This is a genomic window from Streptomyces silvisoli (assembly GCF_029269905.1).
GTDB lineage: Bacteria > Actinomycetota > Actinomycetes > Streptomycetales > Streptomycetaceae > Streptantibioticus_A > Streptantibioticus_A silvisoli_A.
Map to the genome: position 1 here is coordinate 49,347 of NZ_JARJBC010000017.1, position 16,976 is coordinate 66,322.

Below are 16,976 nucleotides of genomic sequence, written 5' to 3' on the forward strand. Positions count from 1 at the left end.
CGGCTCGCAACTCCGCTGCCCGGCAACGGAGTCGAGGGCGGTGGCGGCGGCGAGGCCGAGGGCATCCTGCGGCGGCAGGCGGCACGCGAGTCGGCGGCGCGCACCTACGCCCGGTCACTGCCGATCGTGCCGGTACGGGCCCGCGGCATGACCATCGAGGGCGCCGACGGCCGACGCTACCTCGACTGCCTCGCCGGCGCGGGGACGTTGGCGCTCGGCCACAACCACCCGGTGGCGCTGGAGGCGATCCGCTCGGTACTGGACTCCGGTGCGCCGCTGCACGTCCTGGACCTCGCCACCCCCATCAAGGACGCCTTCACCACCGCCCTGTTGGAGACCCTGCCGCCGGAACTCGCCGACCACGCGCGGATCCAGTTCTGCGGCCCCGCCGGTACCGACGCGGTGGAGGCCGCGCTCAAGCTGGTGCGCACCGCCACCGGACGCGGCGGACTGCTCGCCTTCTCCGGCGCGTACCACGGGATGACCTCCGCCGCGCTCGCCGCCACCGGCGACACCGCCGCCCGGGCCACCGTCGGCGACGCCGACGCCCGGGTGACCCGGCTGCCCTACCCGTACGACTACCGCTGCCCGTTCGGCGTCGGCGGGACCGGGGGCGCCGAGCTCTCGGCGCGCTGGACGGCCAGCCTGCTGGACGACCCCAAGGGAGGCGTGCAGCCGCCCGCCGGGATGGTCGTGGAAGCGGTACAGGGCGAGGGCGGAGTGATCCCCGCCCCCGACAACTGGCTGCGCCGGATGCGGGAGATCACCAAGCGACGCGGCATCCCGCTGATCGTCGACGAGGTGCAGACCGGGGTGGGCCGCACCGGCGCCTTCTGGGCGGTGGAACACAGCGGGATCGTGCCGGACGTCATGGTGCTGTCCAAGGCCATCGGCGGCAGCCTGCCGCTCGCCGTGATCGTCTATCGCGCGGAACTCGACGCCTGGCAGCCGGGAGCACACGCCGGAACGTTTCGCGGGAACCAGCTCGCCATGGCGGCGGGGATGGCCACCCTGCGGTACGTACAGGAGAACCGGCTGGCCGAACGGGCCGCCACGGTGGGCGCCCGGATGCTCACCCGGCTGCGCGGCCTCGCCGCCCACCACGCCTGCATCGGCGACGTACGCGGACGCGGCCTGATGATCGGCGTCGAGCTGGTCGACGCCGACGCCGACCGAGACGAGTACGGCGCACTGCCCGCCGCCCCCCAACTCGCCACCGCCGTACGGACCGAGGCACTGCGCCGAGGACTGATCGTGGAACTCGGCGGACGGCACGGCAGCGTGGTGCGGCTGCTGCCACCGCTGACCATCACCGACGAGCAGACCGAGGCGGTGCTCGACCGGCTGACCGACGCCATCGCCGCCGCCGACCGGCTGGCCCGCAAGGCGAAGGCGAGCGGCGCGAAATGAATCGCGGCCGGTGCGCGGTGCCGAACACGCGCCGGGAGCACGCGGAGCGCGAGACGCGCGCCCGGATCACAGGGCAGGCGGTCGCGCACCCAGTGATCCGAAACCGGGGCATCGCACCCGCCCGGGGTGGGGTAACCCTCCGTCGTACCTCGCGCCGCCCCACCGGACGGCGTACCGCCGACCACCGCTCCCAGGCCGTCCCACCGTCGTCCATCCCCCCACGGAGCACAGCGATGACCTCCCACCCGCCCCTGGCCGACGCCACGCCCGACGCCACCCCGCCGGGCCCCGCCCGCGGCCCCGCCATCCCGTCCGCGCCCCGCCGGGCCGACGCCGAACCGGCGCACCACGCCGAGACCGGCCACTTCGACGCCGAGCACAACGGTGTGCCGCGCACCGGGCCGCGGGACACCGACCCGCTGGAGCAGCGGGACGCCTACGCCACCGCCAACCACGCCGGCCTGGAGAGCCTGTTGCGCTGCTGGGCGCGGGAGACCGGCGGCACCCCGGACCCGGACGGCACACTGCGGATCCCGCTCACCTCGACCGGCGTCACGCTCCATGTCCCGGTACGGCACTGGTCCGCGGTCGGCACCCACCGCTTCGGCCCGCCCGCCATGCCGTCCGGGGCGCCGGTGGACGCCGTCACCCTCGCCGTACTGCTCGCCCGGGAGACCGGCGCCGCGGCCGAGGAGGCCGCCGACCTGGCCGCCCGGGTCGCCGACTCGGTGGGCCGCACCGCGGTCTTCGTGGACGACCGGCGGGCCAACCCGACCGCACCGCCCGGCACCCCGCCGTTCCTGGAAGCCGAACAGTCGCTGCTGCTCGGCCATCCGCTGCACCCCACCCCCAAGAGCCGCCAGGACCTGTCCGGCGCGGAGGCCCGCGTCTACTCGCCGGAGACCCGCGGCGCGTATCCGCTGCACTGGATGGCCGTCGACCGCTCGGTGCTGGCCACCGACTCCGCCTGGACCGACCGCGGCCGCGCCATCCCCGCCGACCGCGTCACCGCCCGACTGGCCGGAAAGGGACTCAGGCTGCCGCCCGGCACCGTGGCCCTGCCGCTGCACCCCTGGCAGGCACGCGAAGTACGGCACCGCCCCCGGGTGCGCCAACTCCTCGACGCCGGACTGCTGCACGACCTCGGCCCGTACGGCGACCACTGGCATCCGACCTCCTCCATCCGTACCGTCTACCGGCCCGACGCGCCCGCGATGCTCAAGCTCTCGCTCGCCGTGCGGATCACCAACTCCCGCCGGGAGAACCTCCGTAAGGAACTCGTCCGCGGCGTGGAGGTCCACCGGCTGCTGCGCAGCGGACTCGCCCAGCAGTGGCACGCCAACCACCCCGGCTTCGACATCGTGCGCGACCCGGCATGGCTCGCCGTCGACACACCCGACGGCGAACCCGTTCCCGGCCTCGACGTCGTACTGCGCCACGTCTCGTTCGGCGCGCAGGACGACATCAACTGCCTTGCCGGGCTGACCTCTCCGCGCCCCTGGCCCGGCTGCCCGCCGACGCTCGCCCGCTCCCGACTCGCCGACATCGTCGCCCGGCTCGCCGCCCGTACCGGCAGGACCGGCCCGGCCGTGGCCACCGAGTGGTTCCTGCGCTATCTGCACACCGTGGTCGGCCCCGTGCTCTGGCTGGACGGTCAGGCCGGTGTGGCACTCGAAGCCCACCAGCAGAACACCCTCGTCCTGCTGGACCCCGACGGCTGGCCCACCGGCGGACGCTACCGGGACAACCAGGGCTACTACTTCCGCGAGTCCCGGCGTGCCGAACTCGGTCGGCGGCTGCCGGGCATCGGCACCGCCAGCGAGACCTTCGTCGCCGACGAGGTGGCGGACGAGCGGTTCGCCTACTACCTCGGTATCAACAACGCCCTGGGTCTCATCGGCGCGTTCGGCGCCCAGCGGCTCGCCGACGAACAGGTGCTGCTCGCCGCCTTCCGGCGCTTCCTCGTACAGGCCGCCAAGGACAGCGGCTCCACGCTCCCGGAGCGGCTGCTGCACGCGACCACCCTGCGCTGCAAGGCCAACCTCCTCACCCGCCTGCACGGCCTGGACGAACTCGTGGGCCCGGTCGACACCCAGTCCGTGTACGTCACCATCCCCAACCCCCTTGCCGTACCAGCGGCGTGACACTCCAGGAGAGGAGGGGCGCCACCGATGCCGCCCACCGACTCCAGTACCAACACCGACGTCAGTGCCAGTATCGACGCCACCACTGACAACCGCCCCGCAACGACCACCGGCAGCGGCGACGACACCCTGGACCTCACCCTGGACTCCGACGCCGTCGACCTGGTCATCCCGCCCAGCGTCCCGGCGGCGGGAGCGGGCTCGCTGACCAGGAGCCTGGTCGACGACCTGCTCGACGACATCAGCGGCTGGGGCCCGGTCAACACCCCTCGCGGCGTCTTCCAACTCGTCCCGGTGGTCCCCGACCGTGACGTGCCCATCATCACGCGGTGGATGAACGATCCGGCGGTCGACGAGTTCTGGCAACTCGCCGGACCCGAGGAGAGCACCCGCCGCCATCTGCGCACCCAACTCGACGGAGACGGCCGAAGCCGCCCCTGCCTCGGCGTCCTGGACGGCACCCCCATGAGCTACTGGGAGGTCTACCGCGCCGACCTCGACCCCGTCGCCCGCTACTACCCGTCCCGTCCCCATGACACCGGCATCCACCTGCTCATCGGCAAGGTCGCCGACCGCGGACGGGGCCTGGGCACCGCCCTGCTGCGCGCCGTCGCCGACCACATCCTCGACCACCGACCAGCCTGCGCCCGGGTCATCGCCGAACCCGACCTGCGCAACACCCCGTCCGTCGCCGCGTTCCTCGGCGCCGGATTCCGCTTCGCCGCCGAACTCGAACTGCGCGACAAACGCGCGGCGTTGATGATCCGCGACCGGGCGCTGCGCCATCTGCTGTGACCGCAACCGCCACTCCCTCGTCCCAGGAGCCGCTTCGTGCTATACCGTCCCGCAGAACTCGACCCTGGAATCTGGATCCGCGTCGCCCGCCGTCTGCTCGCCAAGATGATCGGCGAGTTCTGCTACGAGGAGGTGCTCACCCCGATCCCCCAGGACGAAGCGGGCGGCTACCGGCTGGACCTGGCGGACGGCGTCACCTACCACTTCCTGGCCCGCCGCGGATCCTACGGAAGCTGGCGGGTAGACCCGCGGTCGCTCACCCCCACCGGCGACCCGCTGCACTTCCTCACCCACGCACACCGCCAGCTCGGCATCACCGGTGACACCCTCGGCCACCTGGTACGCGAACTCAACGCCACACTGATCGCCGATGCCAGGCTGGACGCCGTGGCGCTCGACGCCGGCGAACTGGCCGACCTGGACTACGCCGAGTTGGAGGGCAGGCAGACCGGACACCCCTGGATCGTGGTCAACAAGGGCCGCCTCGGTTTCTCCGCCACCGACGCCGACCGCTGGACCCCGGAGGCCCGCCGCGCCCAGCCGCTGCCGTGGATCGCGGTGCGCACCACCCTCGCCGCCTACCGCGGCGTACCGTCGCTGAGCGGCCCCGAGCGGCTCTACTCCCGCGAACTGGACGAACCGGTACGCGAGTTGTTCGCCCGTACGCTGCGCGAGCGCGGCCTGATGCCCGAGGACTACCTCTACCTGCCGGTGCACCCCTGGCAGTGGGACGAGACCGTCCTGCCGCTGTTCGCCGCCTCCATCGCCGCCGACGACATCGTCCCGCTGCCCACCGACGGCGATCTGCGGCTGCCGCAGCAGTCCATCCGCACCTTCCTCAACACCAGCCGCCCCGACCGGCACACCGTCAAACTGCCGCTGTCCATCCTCAACACCCTCGTCTGGCGCGGACTGCCCACCGAACGCACCCTCGCCGCGCCCGCCGTCACCTCCTGGGTGCACGCGGTGCGCGACGCCGACCCGTTCCTGCGCGACGACTGCCGGGTGATCCTGCTGGGCGAGGTCGCCTCCGTCGCCGTCGACCACCCCGTCTACCGCCAGCTGCCGGAAGTCCCCTACCAGTACAAGGAGTTGCTCGGCGCCATCTGGCGCGAACCGCTCACCGGACACCTCGGCCCCGGCGAGCGCGCCCGCACCCTCGCCGCGCTGATCCACACCGACCCCGAGGGGCGGTCCTTCACCGCGGAACTCGTCCGCCGCTCCGGACTCGCCCCGCACACCTGGCTGCGCCGCCTGTTCGCCGCCCTGCTGCCGCCGCTGCTGCACTTCCTCTACCAGTACGGAACGGTCTTCTCCCCGCACGGCGAGAACGCCATCGTCGTCTTCGACCAGGACGACGTACCGGTCCGGCTGGCGATCAAGGACTTCGTGGACGACATCAACATCAGCGCCGAACCCCTACCGGAACACCGCACCATGCCCGACGCGGTACGCGAGGTGCTGCTCACCGAACCACCCACGTTCCTCACCCAGTTCATCCACTCCGGCCTGTTCGTGGGCGTCTTCCGCTACCTCGCCCCGCTGTGCGAGGAGCAACTCGGCGTTCCCGAGGACGAGTTCTGGGGGCTGGTGCGCGACGAGGTGCTGCGCCACCAGGACCGCTTCCCCGAGCTGAAGGAGCGTTTCGTGACCTTCGACCTGCTCACCCCGCGCATCGACCGGCTCTGCCTGAACCGCAACCGGCTGCACCTCGACGGCTACCGCGACCGGCCGCATCGCCCGCACGCCGCCGTCCACGGGACCGTGCCCAACCCGCTGTACGCGCTGTGACCGGTGCGGTTCGGGGAGTGTCCGGCGGGGCCGCCGGTTTCCGGGACCGTTGTCAGTGGCGGCACGTAGGGTGGGTACTCCTATGAGCAAGCCCGACCTCACCGAACTGCTGCACGCCGCCGTCACCGCCGTGGGCGGTGTGGAGCGCCCCGGCCAGGTCGCCATGGCCCAGGCCGTGGCGACCGCCGTGGACGACGGCACCCATCTGCTGGCCCAGGCCGGGACCGGTACCGGAAAGTCCCTCGGCTACCTGGTCCCGGCGCTGGCACACGGCGAGCCGGTGGTGGTGGCCACCGCGACCCTCGCCCTCCAGCGCCAGCTGGTCGAGCGCGACCTGCCGCGCACCGTGGCCGCGCTCGGCCCCCTGCTGCGCCGCGAACCGCAGTTCGCGATGCTCAAGGGCCGCTCGAACTACCTGTGCCTGCACCGGGTGCACGAGGGCGTGCCCAGTGACGAGGAAGACGGCCTGTTCGACCCCATGGAGCAGATGGGCGGGCCCACCAGCAAGCTCGGCAAGGACCTGGTGCGGCTGCGGGACTGGGCCGACGAGACCGAGACCGGGGACCGCGACGCGCTCAGCCCCGGCGTCTCCGACCGTGCCTGGTCCCAGGTCTCGGTCACCTCCCGGGAGTGCCTGGGCGCCACCAAGTGCCCTTACGGCGCCGAGTGCTTCGCCGAGGCCGCTCGGGAGCGGGCCAAACTGGCCGATGTGGTGGTGACCAACCACGCGCTGCTGGCCATCGACGCCATCGAGGGCGCCCCGGTGCTGCCCAGCCATGAGGTACTGATCGTCGACGAGGCCCATGAACTGGTCTCCCGGGTCACCGGGGTGGCCACCGGCGAGCTGACCCCGGGCGGCGTCAACCGCGCCGTGAAGCGGTCCGCCAAGCTGGTCAACGAGAAGGCCGCGGACGCGCTGCTGACCGCCGCCGAGGGCTTCGAGCGGGTCATGGAGCTGGCGCTGCCCGGCCGCCTGGAGGAGATCCCGGAGGACCTGGCGTATGTGCTGGCCGCGCTGCGGGACGCCTGCCGCCAGGTGATCACTTCGCTGGGCGAGGTGCGCGACCGTTCGGTGGCGGACGAGGACGCGGTGCGCAAGCAGGCGCTGGCGTCGATCGAGAACGTGCACGGGGTGGCCGAGCGGCTGCTGGAGGAGTCGGAGTACGACGTGGTCTGGTGCGAGCGGCACGACCGCTTCGGCGCCTCACTGCGGGTCGCGCCGCTGTCGGTCTCCGGGCTGCTGCGCGAGAAGCTGTTCGCCGAGCGTTCGGTGGTGCTGACCTCGGCCACCCTCAAGCTCGGGGGCGACTTCAACGGGGTGGCGGCCTCACTGGGCCTGGCCCCGGAGGGCACCGGGGGCGACGATATGCCCGTCTGGCAGGGGATCGACGTCGGGTCGCCCTTCGACTACCGCAAGCAGGGCATCCTCTACGTCGCCAAGCACCTGGCGACACCGGGGCGCGAAGGCAGCCGCACCGACATGCTGGACGAACTCGCCGAACTGATCGAGGCAGCCGGCGGCCGGACGCTGGGGCTGTTCTCCTCTATGCGGGCCGCCCAGGCGGCGGCCGAGGCGCTGCGCGGCCGACTGGACTTCCCGATCCTGCTGCAGGGCGAGGAGACGCTCGGGGAGCTGATCCGCACTTTCGCCGATGACGCCGGCACGTGTTTGTTCGGCACGCTGTCGCTGTGGCAGGGCGTGGATGTTCCTGGTTCCAATTGCCAACTCGTGGTGATGGACAGAATTCCGTTCCCGCGCCCTGACGATCCGCTGATGAGCGCCAGGCAAAAGGCCGTTGAGGAAAACGGTGGTAACGGGTTTATGGCGGTGGCCGCCACTCACGCGGCGCTGCTGATGGCGCAGGGGGCGGGCCGGCTGATCCGTGCCACCGGTGACCGTGGTGTGGTCGCGGTGCTCGATCCGCGGCTGGCCACGGCCCGGTACGGGGGGTTCCTGCGGGCCTCGATGCCGGAGTTCTGGTACACCACGGACCGCAACCAGGTGCGCCGGTCGCTGGCGGCCATCGCGGCGGCGGCCGAAGCGACGGCCTGAGGGCGGTCCGGGGCGCGGAGCCCGGCGGGAGTGCGGACACGGCGGGACCCCGGAACCCTGCTGGGTTCCGGGGTCCGGGTCGTGTCGTTCGGCCGGATCGTTCAGACCCGGCGCAGTACGGCCACCACCTTGCCGAGGATGGTCGCCTCGTCGCCGGGGATCGGCTGGTAGGCGGCGTTGTGCGGCAGCAGCCACACATGCCCGTTCTCCCGCTTGAAGCGCTTGACGGTGGCCTCGCCGTCCAGCATCGCGGCCACGATGTCCCCGTTCTCGGCGACGGGCTGGCGGCGCACCGTGACCCAGTCGCCGTCGCAGATGGCCGCCTCGATCATCGAGTCACCCACCACCTTGAGCACGAACAGGTCGCCGTCACCGACCAGTTGGCGGGGCAGCGGGAAGACGTCCTCCACCGACTCCTCGGCCAGGATCGGCCCACCGGCCGCGATCCGGCCCACCAGCGGCACGTAGGATGCGGAGGGCTTGCCGGTGGTGTCCGTGGGCTGCGAGTGCGGGGCGTCGGAACCGCGCACCTCGTAGGCGCGGGGGCGGTGCGGATCGCGCCGTAGGAACCCCTTCCGCTCCAGCGCCATCAGCTGGTGGGCCACTGAGGACGTGCTGGACAGGCCGACGGCCTGACCGATCTCCCGCATCGACGGGGGATAGCCGCGGCGCTGCACCGAATCCCGGATGACCTCGATGACCCGGCGCTGCCGATCGGTGAGGCCGGAGCTGTCGGCCCTGATGCCCGGCGGGCGGCCGGGCAGCGAGCGTCCTGGCTTGGCAGTGTCGTCGTTCATCACGTTCATCGGATCGAGCCGGTCCTGGGAGCGGTCCTGGGCGCTGATGGTCGCGCTGTCTGCGGTCGTGGTCACGGCGGCCCCTCTCTGGTGTTCTCCCTAGTGAGACAACGGTAGTTGCTTTCGAAAGGTTGCGCCAAACACACGTTCGAGTGAAAATTTATGATTCACCTGTCGTGATCAAGATATTGGGTGTATAGGCCGGAATTTGGCCATGCCAGGCGGCCCGCCGCCGGATTCCGGCCCGGGCCGCCCGGCGCCGCGCACCGTACCCCACCGTCGTCCGCGTGGCACCCAGCGTGACACCCGGGGCCGCGCGCACACCGTACCCGGGCTTCACGTAGGCTCGCAGGCGCCGCGCCGCCGCGACACGCGAGCACGGCACATTGACCCCCGGCACCAGATCTAGTGGTTTGATGGGGGGCAGCCACCTACAAGTTGTGGTTCCCGCGGTCTTCGCGGCCCCAGGGATCGCCTATGCTTGAGGCTGCTTCGCGGGGCCCAACAGGCCGTGCGAAGCGATGTTTTTCCATATCCGCGCGACGGTCGTCCGTGCGCGGACATCAGGGTGAGGAGGGAGAGGACATGCACTGCCCCTTCTGCAGGCACCCAGACAGCCGCGTGGTCGACAGCCGCACCACCGACGACGGAACCTCGATTCGGCGGCGACGCCAGTGCCCTGACTGCGGTCGGCGGTTCACCACGGTCGAGACCGCGTCCCTGATGGTGATCAAGCGCAGCGGAGTGACCGAGCCCTTCAGCCGGGACAAGGTCATCGCCGGGGTGCGCAAGGCGTGCCAGGGCCGCCCGGTCACCGAGGACGCGCTGGCCCAGCTCGGCCAACGCGTCGAGGAGGCCGTCCGGGCCACCGGAAGCGCCGAACTGTCCACCCACGACGTGGGACTGGCGATACTCGGCCCGCTCCAGGACCTCGACCTCGTCGCCTACCTGCGGTTCGCCTCGGTCTACCGGGCCTTCGACTCGCTCGACGACTTCGAGGCGGCCATCAACGAGCTACGGGCGGGCGGCGCCGCCGGGGCCGCCCCGGCCCCCTGTGCCACCCGGCCACCGGCCGACGGCCCAGGTCAGCGGCCCGGGGAACCCCGTGCCCCGCGGTCGGCGGACGCCCGCGGCACCGACGGGGGCGCGGCCGTCGCCGTCCCATCCGGCCCGGCCTCGCCCTGAGGCCGGGCGGCCCGGCGCGCCCCCACCGGGCGCCCGCGGCCCTGCCCCCAGGGGGACACGCGGCGCGGCGTACCGCGGGACCGCGACACACAGCAGGACACAGACTTCGTCCGGTGCCACGGGCGCCGAGGCGGCAGACAACACCGTGCGGCGGGAAGAACCGTGGCACTTCAGGGCGTTTTGCCCGTATAGGGAGGCGGCATGACAGAGACGACGAGCGGCTCGGCACGTAGCTCTCGCTCCAAGGACGGAAACGCTGAGAAGGCCGAAAAGGCAGTGAAGACCACCAGGACCGCCAAGCCCGGCAAGGGCCTGCGGATCGAGCGCATCCACACCACTCCCGGTACGCACCCGTACGACGAGGTGGTCTGGGAGCGCCGCGACGTCGTCATGACCAACTGGCGCGACGGCTCGGTCAACTTCGAGCAGCGCGGCGTGGAGTTCCCCGACTTCTGGTCGGTGAACGCGGTCAACATCGTCACCAGCAAGTACTTCCGTGGCGCCGTCGGCTCCGCCAGCCGTGAGAACAGCCTCAAGCAGCTCATCGACCGCGTGGTGAAGACCTACCGCGCCGCGGGCGAGGAGCACGGCTACTTCGCCTCCCCCGCGGACGCCGAGATCTTCGAGCACGAGCTGGCCTACGCCCTGCTGCACCAGATCTTCAGCTTCAACTCCCCGGTGTGGTTCAACGTCGGCACCGCCCAGCCGCAGCAGGTGTCGGCCTGCTTCATCCTCTCCGTCGACGACTCGATGGACTCGATCCTCGACTGGTACAAGGAAGAGGGGATGATCTTCAAGGGCGGCTCCGGCGCCGGCCTGAACCTCTCCCGCATCCGCTCCTCCAAGGAACTGCTCTCCTCCGGCGGCAACGCCTCCGGCCCGGTGTCCTTCATGCGCGGCGCCGACGCCTCGGCAGGAACGATCAAGTCCGGTGGCGCGACCCGCCGTGCGGCCAAGATGGTCGTGCTGGACGTGGACCACCCGGACGTCGAGGCCTTCATCGAGACCAAGGTGAAGGAGGAGGAGAAGATCCGCGCGCTGCGCGACGCGGGCTTCGACATGGACCTCGGCGGCGAGGACATCACCTCCGTCCAGTACCAGAACGCCAACAACTCGGTCCGGGTGAACGACGAGTTCATGAAGGCCGTGGAGAACGGTGAGAAGTTCGGCCTGCGCGCCCGGCTCACCGGCGAGGTCATCGAGGAGGTCGACGCGAAGAGCCTGTTCCGCAAGCTGGCGGAGGCCGCCTGGGCCTGCGCCGACCCCGGCATCCAGTACGACGACGTCATCAACCACTGGCACACCTCGCCGGAGTCGGGCCGGATCACCGCCTCGAACCCGTGCAGCGAGTACATGCACCTGGACAACTCCTCGTGCAACCTGGCCTCGTTGAACCTGATGAAGTTCCTGCGCGACGACGACCAGGGCAACCAGAGCTTCGACGCCGAGCGCTTCGCCAAGGTGGTCGAGCTGGTCATCACCGCGATGGACATCTCCATCTGCTTCGCCGACTTCCCCACCCAGAAGATCGGCGAGACCACCCGCGCCTTCCGCCAGCTGGGCATCGGCTACGCCAACCTCGGCGCCCTGCTGATGGCCACCGGCCACGCCTACGACAGCGACGGCGGCCGTGCCCTGGCAGGTGCCATCACCTCGCTGATGACCGGTACCTCCTACCGGCGCTCCGCCGAACTGGCCGCGGTCGTCGGCCCGTACGACGGCTACGCCCGCAACGCCGACGCCCACAAGCGCGTCATGAAGCAGCACGCGGACGCCAACGCCGTCGCCACGCGCATGGACGACCTGGACACCCCGGTGTGGGCCGCGGCGACCGAAGCCTGGCAGGACGTGATCCGGCTCGGCGAGAAGAACGGTTTCCGCAATGCGCAGGCGAGCGTGCTGGCGCCTACCGGCACCATCGGCCTGATGATGGACTGCGACACCACCGGTGTCGAGCCGGACCTGGCGCTGGTGAAGTTCAAGAAGCTGGTCGGCGGCGGGTCGATGCAGATCGTGAACAACACCGTGCCCAAGGCCCTCAAGCGGCTGGGCTACCAGCCGGAGCAGGTCGAGGCGATCGTCGCGCACATCGCCGAGCACGGCAACGTCATCGACGCCCCGGTCCTGAAGCCGCAGCACTACGAGGTCTTCGACTGCGCCATGGGCGAGCGGGCCATCTCGCCGATGGGCCACGTCCGGATGATGGCGGCCGCCCAGCCGTTCCTGTCCGGCGCCATCTCCAAGACCGTGAACATGCCGGAGTCCGCCACCGTCGAGGAGATCGAGGAGATCTACTTCGAGGGCTGGAAGCTGGGCCTGAAGGCGCTGGCCATCTACCGCGACAACTGCAAGGTCGGCCAGCCGCTCTCGGCGAAGAAGAAGGAAGAGGAGAAGAAGGCCGGGCAGCCTGCCGCCCCGGCCGAGGTGGAGAAGGTCGTCGAGTACCGCCCGGTCCGCAAGCGGCTGCCGAAGGGCCGTCCGGGACTGACCACGTCCTTCACGGTGGGCGGCGCCGAGGGCTACATGACCGCCAACTCCTACCCGGACGACGGTCTCGGCGAGGTCTTCCTGAAGATGTCCAAGCAGGGCTCGACCCTCGCGGGCATGATGGACGCCTTCTCCATCGCCGTGTCCGTCGGCCTGCAGTACGGCGTGCCGTTGGAGACCTACGTCTCGAAGTTCACCAACATGCGCTTCGAGCCGGCCGGTCTGACCGACGACCCGGACGTGCGGATGGCGCAGTCGATCGTCGACTACATCTTCCGCCGCCTGGCGCTGGACTTCCTGCCCTTCGAGACCCGCTCCGCGCTCGGCATCCACTCCGCCGAGGAGCGCCAGCGGCACCTGGACACCGGCTCCTACGAGCCGGAGGGCGAGGACGTGGACGTGGAGGGCCTGGCCCAGTCGGCGCCCCGCCAGGTGGAACCGCCCAAGCAGTCCCCGGCCCGCGGCACCCAGGACGCGGCCGAGCAGCCGTCGCCCCGGCTGGCGCACAACTCCACGGAACTGCTGGAGATCCAGCAGGGCCTGAACGCCGACGCACCGCTGTGCTTCTCCTGCGGCACCAAGATGCGCCGCGCGGGCAGCTGCTACGTGTGCGAGGGCTGCGGCTCGACCAGCGGGTGCAGCTGACACCGCTGAGTGAGGCATGAGGCGGGGCGCGGACCTTCCAGTCCGCGCCCCGCCTCATGCTGTGCCGGTGGTCAGTACGACTGGAGTTCGATCAGGTTGCCCTCCGGGTCGCGCAGATGCGCGGTGCGCAGGTTCGGGCCCCACTGCGGGCGGTCGCGCGGCTCCACGACGACCATGGCGCCGTGCCCGGCGAGCCTGCGCGCGGCCTCGTCCACATTGTCGACCCGCAGCACCAGCATCGCCGTGTCCTGCCCGGGCGACCGCGCCGGCAGCGCCTCGGTGCCGACGGTGCGGGCGACCGCCTCGCGCGCGTACAGCACGAGCACCGCCTGGCCGTCCACGTCCCAGTTCGCGTATCCGTGGTCGGGCAGCACCTTGACCGGCTCGACTCCGAGCAGGTCGCGCAGCGCCGCGGACCAGAACCGGGTGGCGGCGTCGAAGTCGCGGACCAGCAGGCGTGGGTACAGAGCGTCCATGCCGTGATCGTACGACCGTGCCCACAAGGGGAGTTGGGCGGGTGACGGGCTTTGCCGCCCGCACGGTGCGGGCACCTGGCGGCCATAAGATGGCGCGGTGCTGGTGAAGTGGAGTCGCTGTCGTGTGCTGGACCGGGAGGCGTTCGAGCGCGGGCAGCGAGAGTGGTCGGGGTTGCTGGGCGAGCCGGGGTTCCGGGGACAGGGCGGCGGATGGGGGCGCGGTCGCCCGAACGAGGCGCATGTCTTCTGCTTCTGGGAGAACCGCCGGTTCTACGACATGTTCATGGCCGGGCCGCACGACTCCATAGCCGTGGCCCAGGCGGGCACCTACGACCGTGCCGACGTCCGCCTCTTCGAGCAGCGTCAGGAGGTGAAGGTCGGGTTCCGGGCCCAGTTCAGGGACGCGGACCTGGTGCGCGCCGCGCACCTTCGGGTGCGTCCCGAGCAGGTGGAGCACTTCATGACGATGCAGGAGAAGGTGTGGAACCCGGCGATGGCCGGATCGCCCGGGATGCTCAGGGGCGTCTTCGCGGAGGGCGCCGGAAGCGAGTTCCTGGTCCTGTCGATGTGGGACTCCTCCACCGAGCGCGGCAAGTACCGCCCGGCCGCGGTCGGCAGACTGGAGCAGCGCGCGGAGTTGGACGCGGACCTGGTGTCGGTGGCGGGTGACATCATCGATGTGGTGCAGGCGTGGACGGTGTGAACTCCGGCCCGGCTCAGGCGGTTTCGCCGAGCGCCGGGTCGTCGTGCCTTCCGGCGGCGCTCGCCGAGCCGGCTGTGGTGTTCGAGCGGGAGCGGTCACGGCTGTTCGCGGTGGCCTACCGCATGCTGGGCTCGGCCGCCGAGGCCGAGGACGTGGTGCAGGAGGCCTATCTGCGGTGGCAGCGCGCGGACCGCGGCCAAGTCGCGGTGCCCGGCGCGTGGTTGGCCAGGACGGTGGTCAACCTGTGCCTGAACGTACTGGATTCGGCGCGGCTGCGCCGCGAGCGGTACGTCGGCCCCTGGCTGCCGGAGCCCGTGCTGACCGCGGACGGCGCGTTGGGGCCGCTGGAGAGCGCCGAGCGGCGCGAGTCGGTCTCCTTCGCGCTGCTGGTGCTGCTGGAACGGCTGACTCCGGCGGAGCGCGCGGTCTTCGTGCTCCGTGAGGCGTTCGGCTACCCGCATGCGCAGATCGCCGAGGTGCTGGAGCTGTCCGAGGACAACAGCCGCCAGTTGCTGCGCCGGGCCCGCAGCCGGGTCGGCGAGCCGCAGGCCCGTTTCGAGGCGACGTGGGAGCAGCGGCGGCGGATGGTCGAGGAGTTCCTGCGCGCCGCCGGGGACGGCGATGTGGCGGGTCTTGAGGAACTCCTCACGCAGGACGTGGTGGCCTGGGCGGACGGCGGCGGCCGGGTGTCGGCCGCGCGGCGTCCGGTGCTCGGCCCGTCGAAGGTGGCCCGCCTGGTCGCCGGGTTGGTGCTCAAGGCGCCGCCGGGCCTTCGGGTGGAGATCGTCGAGGTGAACGGCGAGCCCGCGATGGTCGCGCTGCTCAGGTCCAGGGTGCTCGGCGTGCTGGTGCCGGAGTTCGCCCACCAGGGCATCGTCGGGCTGCGCAACGTGCTCAATCCGCGGAAGCTGGAGTTCTTCGGCCGGCAGTGGTCCGGGCGCCCCACGGCGTGACCGGCGGCTGTCACGGTTCGGCGGGCTGTCCGGTCTCTTCCGTGAGATCTCCGCCGGGAGGTTCACGGGTGGCCGGTACCGGCCACCCGCCGTGGGTCCCGGCCCGCACGGAGGGAATGAGACGGCGATGGACACGATTTTGGTGACCGGCGGTACGGGTGTGCTCGGCGCCGCGGTGGTCCGGCGGCTGGTGGCCGAGGGGCGGGGGGTGCGGGTGCTCAGCCGCCGCGCCGACCGGACGGACATGGTGCCGGAGCAGGCGCAGTGGGCGGTGGGTGACCTCACCGGCGGCACCGGGCTCGACGCGGCACTGGACGGGGTGGGCGCGGTGGTGCACTGCGCGAGCGACAACCGGCACTGGAAGAACGATGTCGTCGCCGCCCGGCACCTGATCGCCGCGGCCCGGGGCGCGGGGGCACCGCATCTGCTGTATGTGTCGATCGTCGGCGTCGACCGCGTGCCGTACGGCTACTACCAGGTCAAGCGGCAGGTGGAACAGGAGCTGGAGGGCAGCGGGCTGCCCTGGACGGTGCAGCGGGCCACCCAGTTCCACGACCTGCTGCTCGTGGTGGCGCAGCAACTGGCCCGGCTGCCGGTGGTGTGCGTTCCGTCCGGGGTGTCGTTCCAGCCGATCGACGTGGGCGAGGTCGCGGACAAGGTGGCGCAGCTCGCCGTCGGCGAGGCGGCCGGGCGGGTGCCCGACCTGGGCGGGCCGCAGGTCCTGAGCGCGGCCGACGTGGTCGCAACGGTACTGCGGGCACGCGGGAGCCGTCGGCCGGTGGTGCCGGTGCCGCTCCCGGGCAGGCTGGTCAGGGCGGTGCGCGACGGCGGGCTGCTGGCCCCCGGGCATGCCGTGGGACAGCGGCGCTTCGAGGACTTCGTGGCGCACGCGCCGCTGGCGGAACGCCGCTACGGAGCGGCGCAGCGCTCCGCCTGACCCGGCCCGCCGGGTCGCAGCAGCCGCCACAGCGTGCGGCTGAGCTGGGCCGCCAGGTCGTCATCGACCGGGGCGTGGTGGCTTATCAGCCGGTACCACATCGTGCCGAAGGCGAGGTCGACGGCGAGGTCCAGCGGGACCTCGCCGTCTGTGAGTTCGCCGCGCTCCACACCACGCGCCAGCACATCGCGCAGCGCCGCCCGGCGCGGGCCGATCACGGTGCCCTGCAGCCGGGCGGACAGGTCCGGGTCGTGCTGCGCCTGCGCCATCAGTCCGACGAGCGCGTGCCCGGTCAGCTCCCGCGCGAGCCGGAACGTCGTGTCCAGCAGCGTGCGTACGTCCGCCAGGGTGTCGCCCGTGTCCGGGGCGAGCCGGGCACTCTGGCGGTGGACGAGGTCGCGCAGCGCTTCGAGCAGCACGGCCTCCTTCGTCGGCCACCAGCGGTAGACGGTCTGCCGCCCCACACCCGCGGCCTGGGCGATCCCCTTGATGGTCAGCGCCTGGTAGCCGTCGCGCTGGCACAGCCGCAGCGCCGCGTCCAGCACCGCACGCCGGGCCGTCTCGCTGCGGGGTCTGCCGCGCGCCGCCGTTTCCGCCATG

13 protein-coding genes are annotated in these 16,976 nt (G+C 71.7%); 10 read left to right on the plus strand and 3 right to left on the minus strand.

All coding sequences use genetic code 11. The features are described 5' to 3' along the window. Positions 1-15 precede the first annotated feature (15 nt). The 5 genes from P3G67_RS24490 to P3G67_RS24510 all read left to right on the plus strand — a co-directional run bounded on the left by P3G67_RS24490 (position 16) and on the right by P3G67_RS24510 (position 8,193). Positions 16-1,410, plus strand: coding sequence for a diaminobutyrate--2-oxoglutarate transaminase (locus P3G67_RS24490; protein ID WP_276095515.1), 1,395 nt, complete (start codon positions 16-18; stop codon positions 1,408-1,410). A gap of 233 nt (positions 1,411-1,643) precedes the next feature. After that, a complete protein-coding gene (locus tag P3G67_RS24495) occupies positions 1,644-3,554 on the plus strand; it encodes an IucA/IucC family protein (RefSeq protein WP_276095406.1) in 1,911 nt (636 codons plus the stop codon). 27 nt (positions 3,555-3,581) lie between these two features. Continuing rightward, complete coding sequence (locus tag P3G67_RS24500; RefSeq protein WP_276095407.1) at positions 3,582-4,349, plus strand: GNAT family N-acetyltransferase; 768 nt, start codon at positions 3,582-3,584, stop codon at positions 4,347-4,349. Positions 4,350-4,385: 36 nt separating this feature from the next. Beyond that, positions 4,386-6,140 carry an IucA/IucC family protein gene (locus tag P3G67_RS24505; protein WP_276095408.1) on the plus strand — a complete coding sequence of 585 codons (1,755 nt, stop codon included), beginning with the start codon at positions 4,386-4,388 and terminating at the stop codon, positions 6,138-6,140. An 82-nt stretch (positions 6,141-6,222) separates the two neighbouring features. Further along, positions 6,223-8,193, plus strand: coding sequence for an ATP-dependent DNA helicase (locus P3G67_RS24510; RefSeq protein ID WP_276095409.1), 1,971 nt, complete (start codon positions 6,223-6,225; stop codon positions 8,191-8,193). Positions 8,194-8,294: 101 nt separating this feature from the next. On the opposite strand, the gene lexA is transcribed toward P3G67_RS24510, so the two are convergent. Further along, positions 8,295-9,065, minus strand: coding sequence for a transcriptional repressor LexA (lexA, locus tag P3G67_RS24515; RefSeq protein ID WP_276095410.1), 771 nt, complete (start codon positions 9,063-9,065; stop codon positions 8,295-8,297). A 510-nt stretch (positions 9,066-9,575) separates the two neighbouring features. Between lexA and nrdR the strand changes: the two genes are divergently transcribed. Next, the gene (nrdR, locus tag P3G67_RS24520; protein WP_276095411.1) at positions 9,576-10,175 is read left to right on the plus strand and encodes a transcriptional regulator NrdR; all 600 of its coding nucleotides are present in this window, start codon (positions 9,576-9,578) and stop codon (positions 10,173-10,175) included. Positions 10,176-10,376: 201 nt separating this feature from the next. Then, positions 10,377-13,307, plus strand: coding sequence for a vitamin B12-dependent ribonucleotide reductase (locus tag P3G67_RS24525; protein WP_276095412.1), 2,931 nt, complete (start codon positions 10,377-10,379; stop codon positions 13,305-13,307). A 71-nt stretch (positions 13,308-13,378) separates the two neighbouring features. Here the strand turns inward: P3G67_RS24525 and P3G67_RS24530 are convergent, their stop codons facing one another. Further along, complete coding sequence (locus P3G67_RS24530) at positions 13,379-13,783, minus strand: VOC family protein (protein WP_276095413.1); 405 nt, start codon at positions 13,781-13,783, stop codon at positions 13,379-13,381. 97 nt (positions 13,784-13,880) lie between these two features. Between P3G67_RS24530 and P3G67_RS24535 the strand changes: the two genes are divergently transcribed. The 3 genes from P3G67_RS24535 to P3G67_RS24545 all read left to right on the plus strand — a co-directional run bounded on the left by P3G67_RS24535 (position 13,881) and on the right by P3G67_RS24545 (position 16,376). Further along, the gene (locus P3G67_RS24535) at positions 13,881-14,486 is read left to right on the plus strand and encodes a DUF4937 domain-containing protein (protein ID WP_276095414.1); all 606 of its coding nucleotides are present in this window, start codon (positions 13,881-13,883) and stop codon (positions 14,484-14,486) included. Continuing rightward, positions 14,474-15,439 (plus strand): RNA polymerase sigma-70 factor, encoded by a 966-nt coding sequence (locus tag P3G67_RS24540; RefSeq protein ID WP_276095415.1) that lies wholly within the window; start codon positions 14,474-14,476, stop codon positions 15,437-15,439. Before P3G67_RS24535 ends, P3G67_RS24540 begins: the two co-directional genes overlap by 13 nt. Positions 15,440-15,566: 127 nt before the next feature. Further along, positions 15,567-16,376 carry an SDR family oxidoreductase gene (locus P3G67_RS24545; protein ID WP_276095416.1) on the plus strand — a complete coding sequence of 270 codons (810 nt, stop codon included), beginning with the start codon at positions 15,567-15,569 and terminating at the stop codon, positions 16,374-16,376. Here P3G67_RS24545 and P3G67_RS24550 read toward each other — a convergent pair. After that, positions 16,349-16,975: a TetR/AcrR family transcriptional regulator gene (locus P3G67_RS24550; protein WP_276095417.1), complete on the minus strand. Its 627-nt coding sequence runs from the start codon at positions 16,973-16,975 to the stop codon at positions 16,349-16,351. The genes P3G67_RS24545 and P3G67_RS24550 overlap by 28 nt on opposite strands. Position 16,976: the final 1 nt, after the last annotated feature.

Excerpts from the sequence above, each read along its gene's own strand:
- P3G67_RS24495 (WP_276095406.1), top strand. The coding sequence starts at position 1,644 with ATGACCTCCCACCCGCCCCTGGCCGACGCCACGCCCGACGCCACCCCG.
- P3G67_RS24500 (WP_276095407.1), top strand. The coding sequence starts at position 3,582 with ATGCCGCCCACCGACTCCAGTACCAACACCGACGTCAGTGCCAGTATC.
- P3G67_RS24510 (WP_276095409.1), top strand. The coding sequence starts at position 6,223 with ATGAGCAAGCCCGACCTCACCGAACTGCTGCACGCCGCCGTCACCGCC.
- nrdR (WP_276095411.1), top strand. The coding sequence starts at position 9,576 with ATGCACTGCCCCTTCTGCAGGCACCCAGACAGCCGCGTGGTCGACAGC.
- P3G67_RS24525 (WP_276095412.1), top strand. The coding sequence starts at position 10,377 with ATGACAGAGACGACGAGCGGCTCGGCACGTAGCTCTCGCTCCAAGGAC.
- P3G67_RS24530 (WP_276095413.1), bottom strand. The coding sequence starts at position 13,783 with ATGGACGCTCTGTACCCACGCCTGCTGGTCCGCGACTTCGACGCCGCC.
- P3G67_RS24545 (WP_276095416.1), top strand. The coding sequence starts at position 15,567 with ATGGACACGATTTTGGTGACCGGCGGTACGGGTGTGCTCGGCGCCGCG.
- P3G67_RS24550 (WP_276095417.1), bottom strand. The coding sequence starts at position 16,975 with ATGGCGGAAACGGCGGCGCGCGGCAGACCCCGCAGCGAGACGGCCCGG.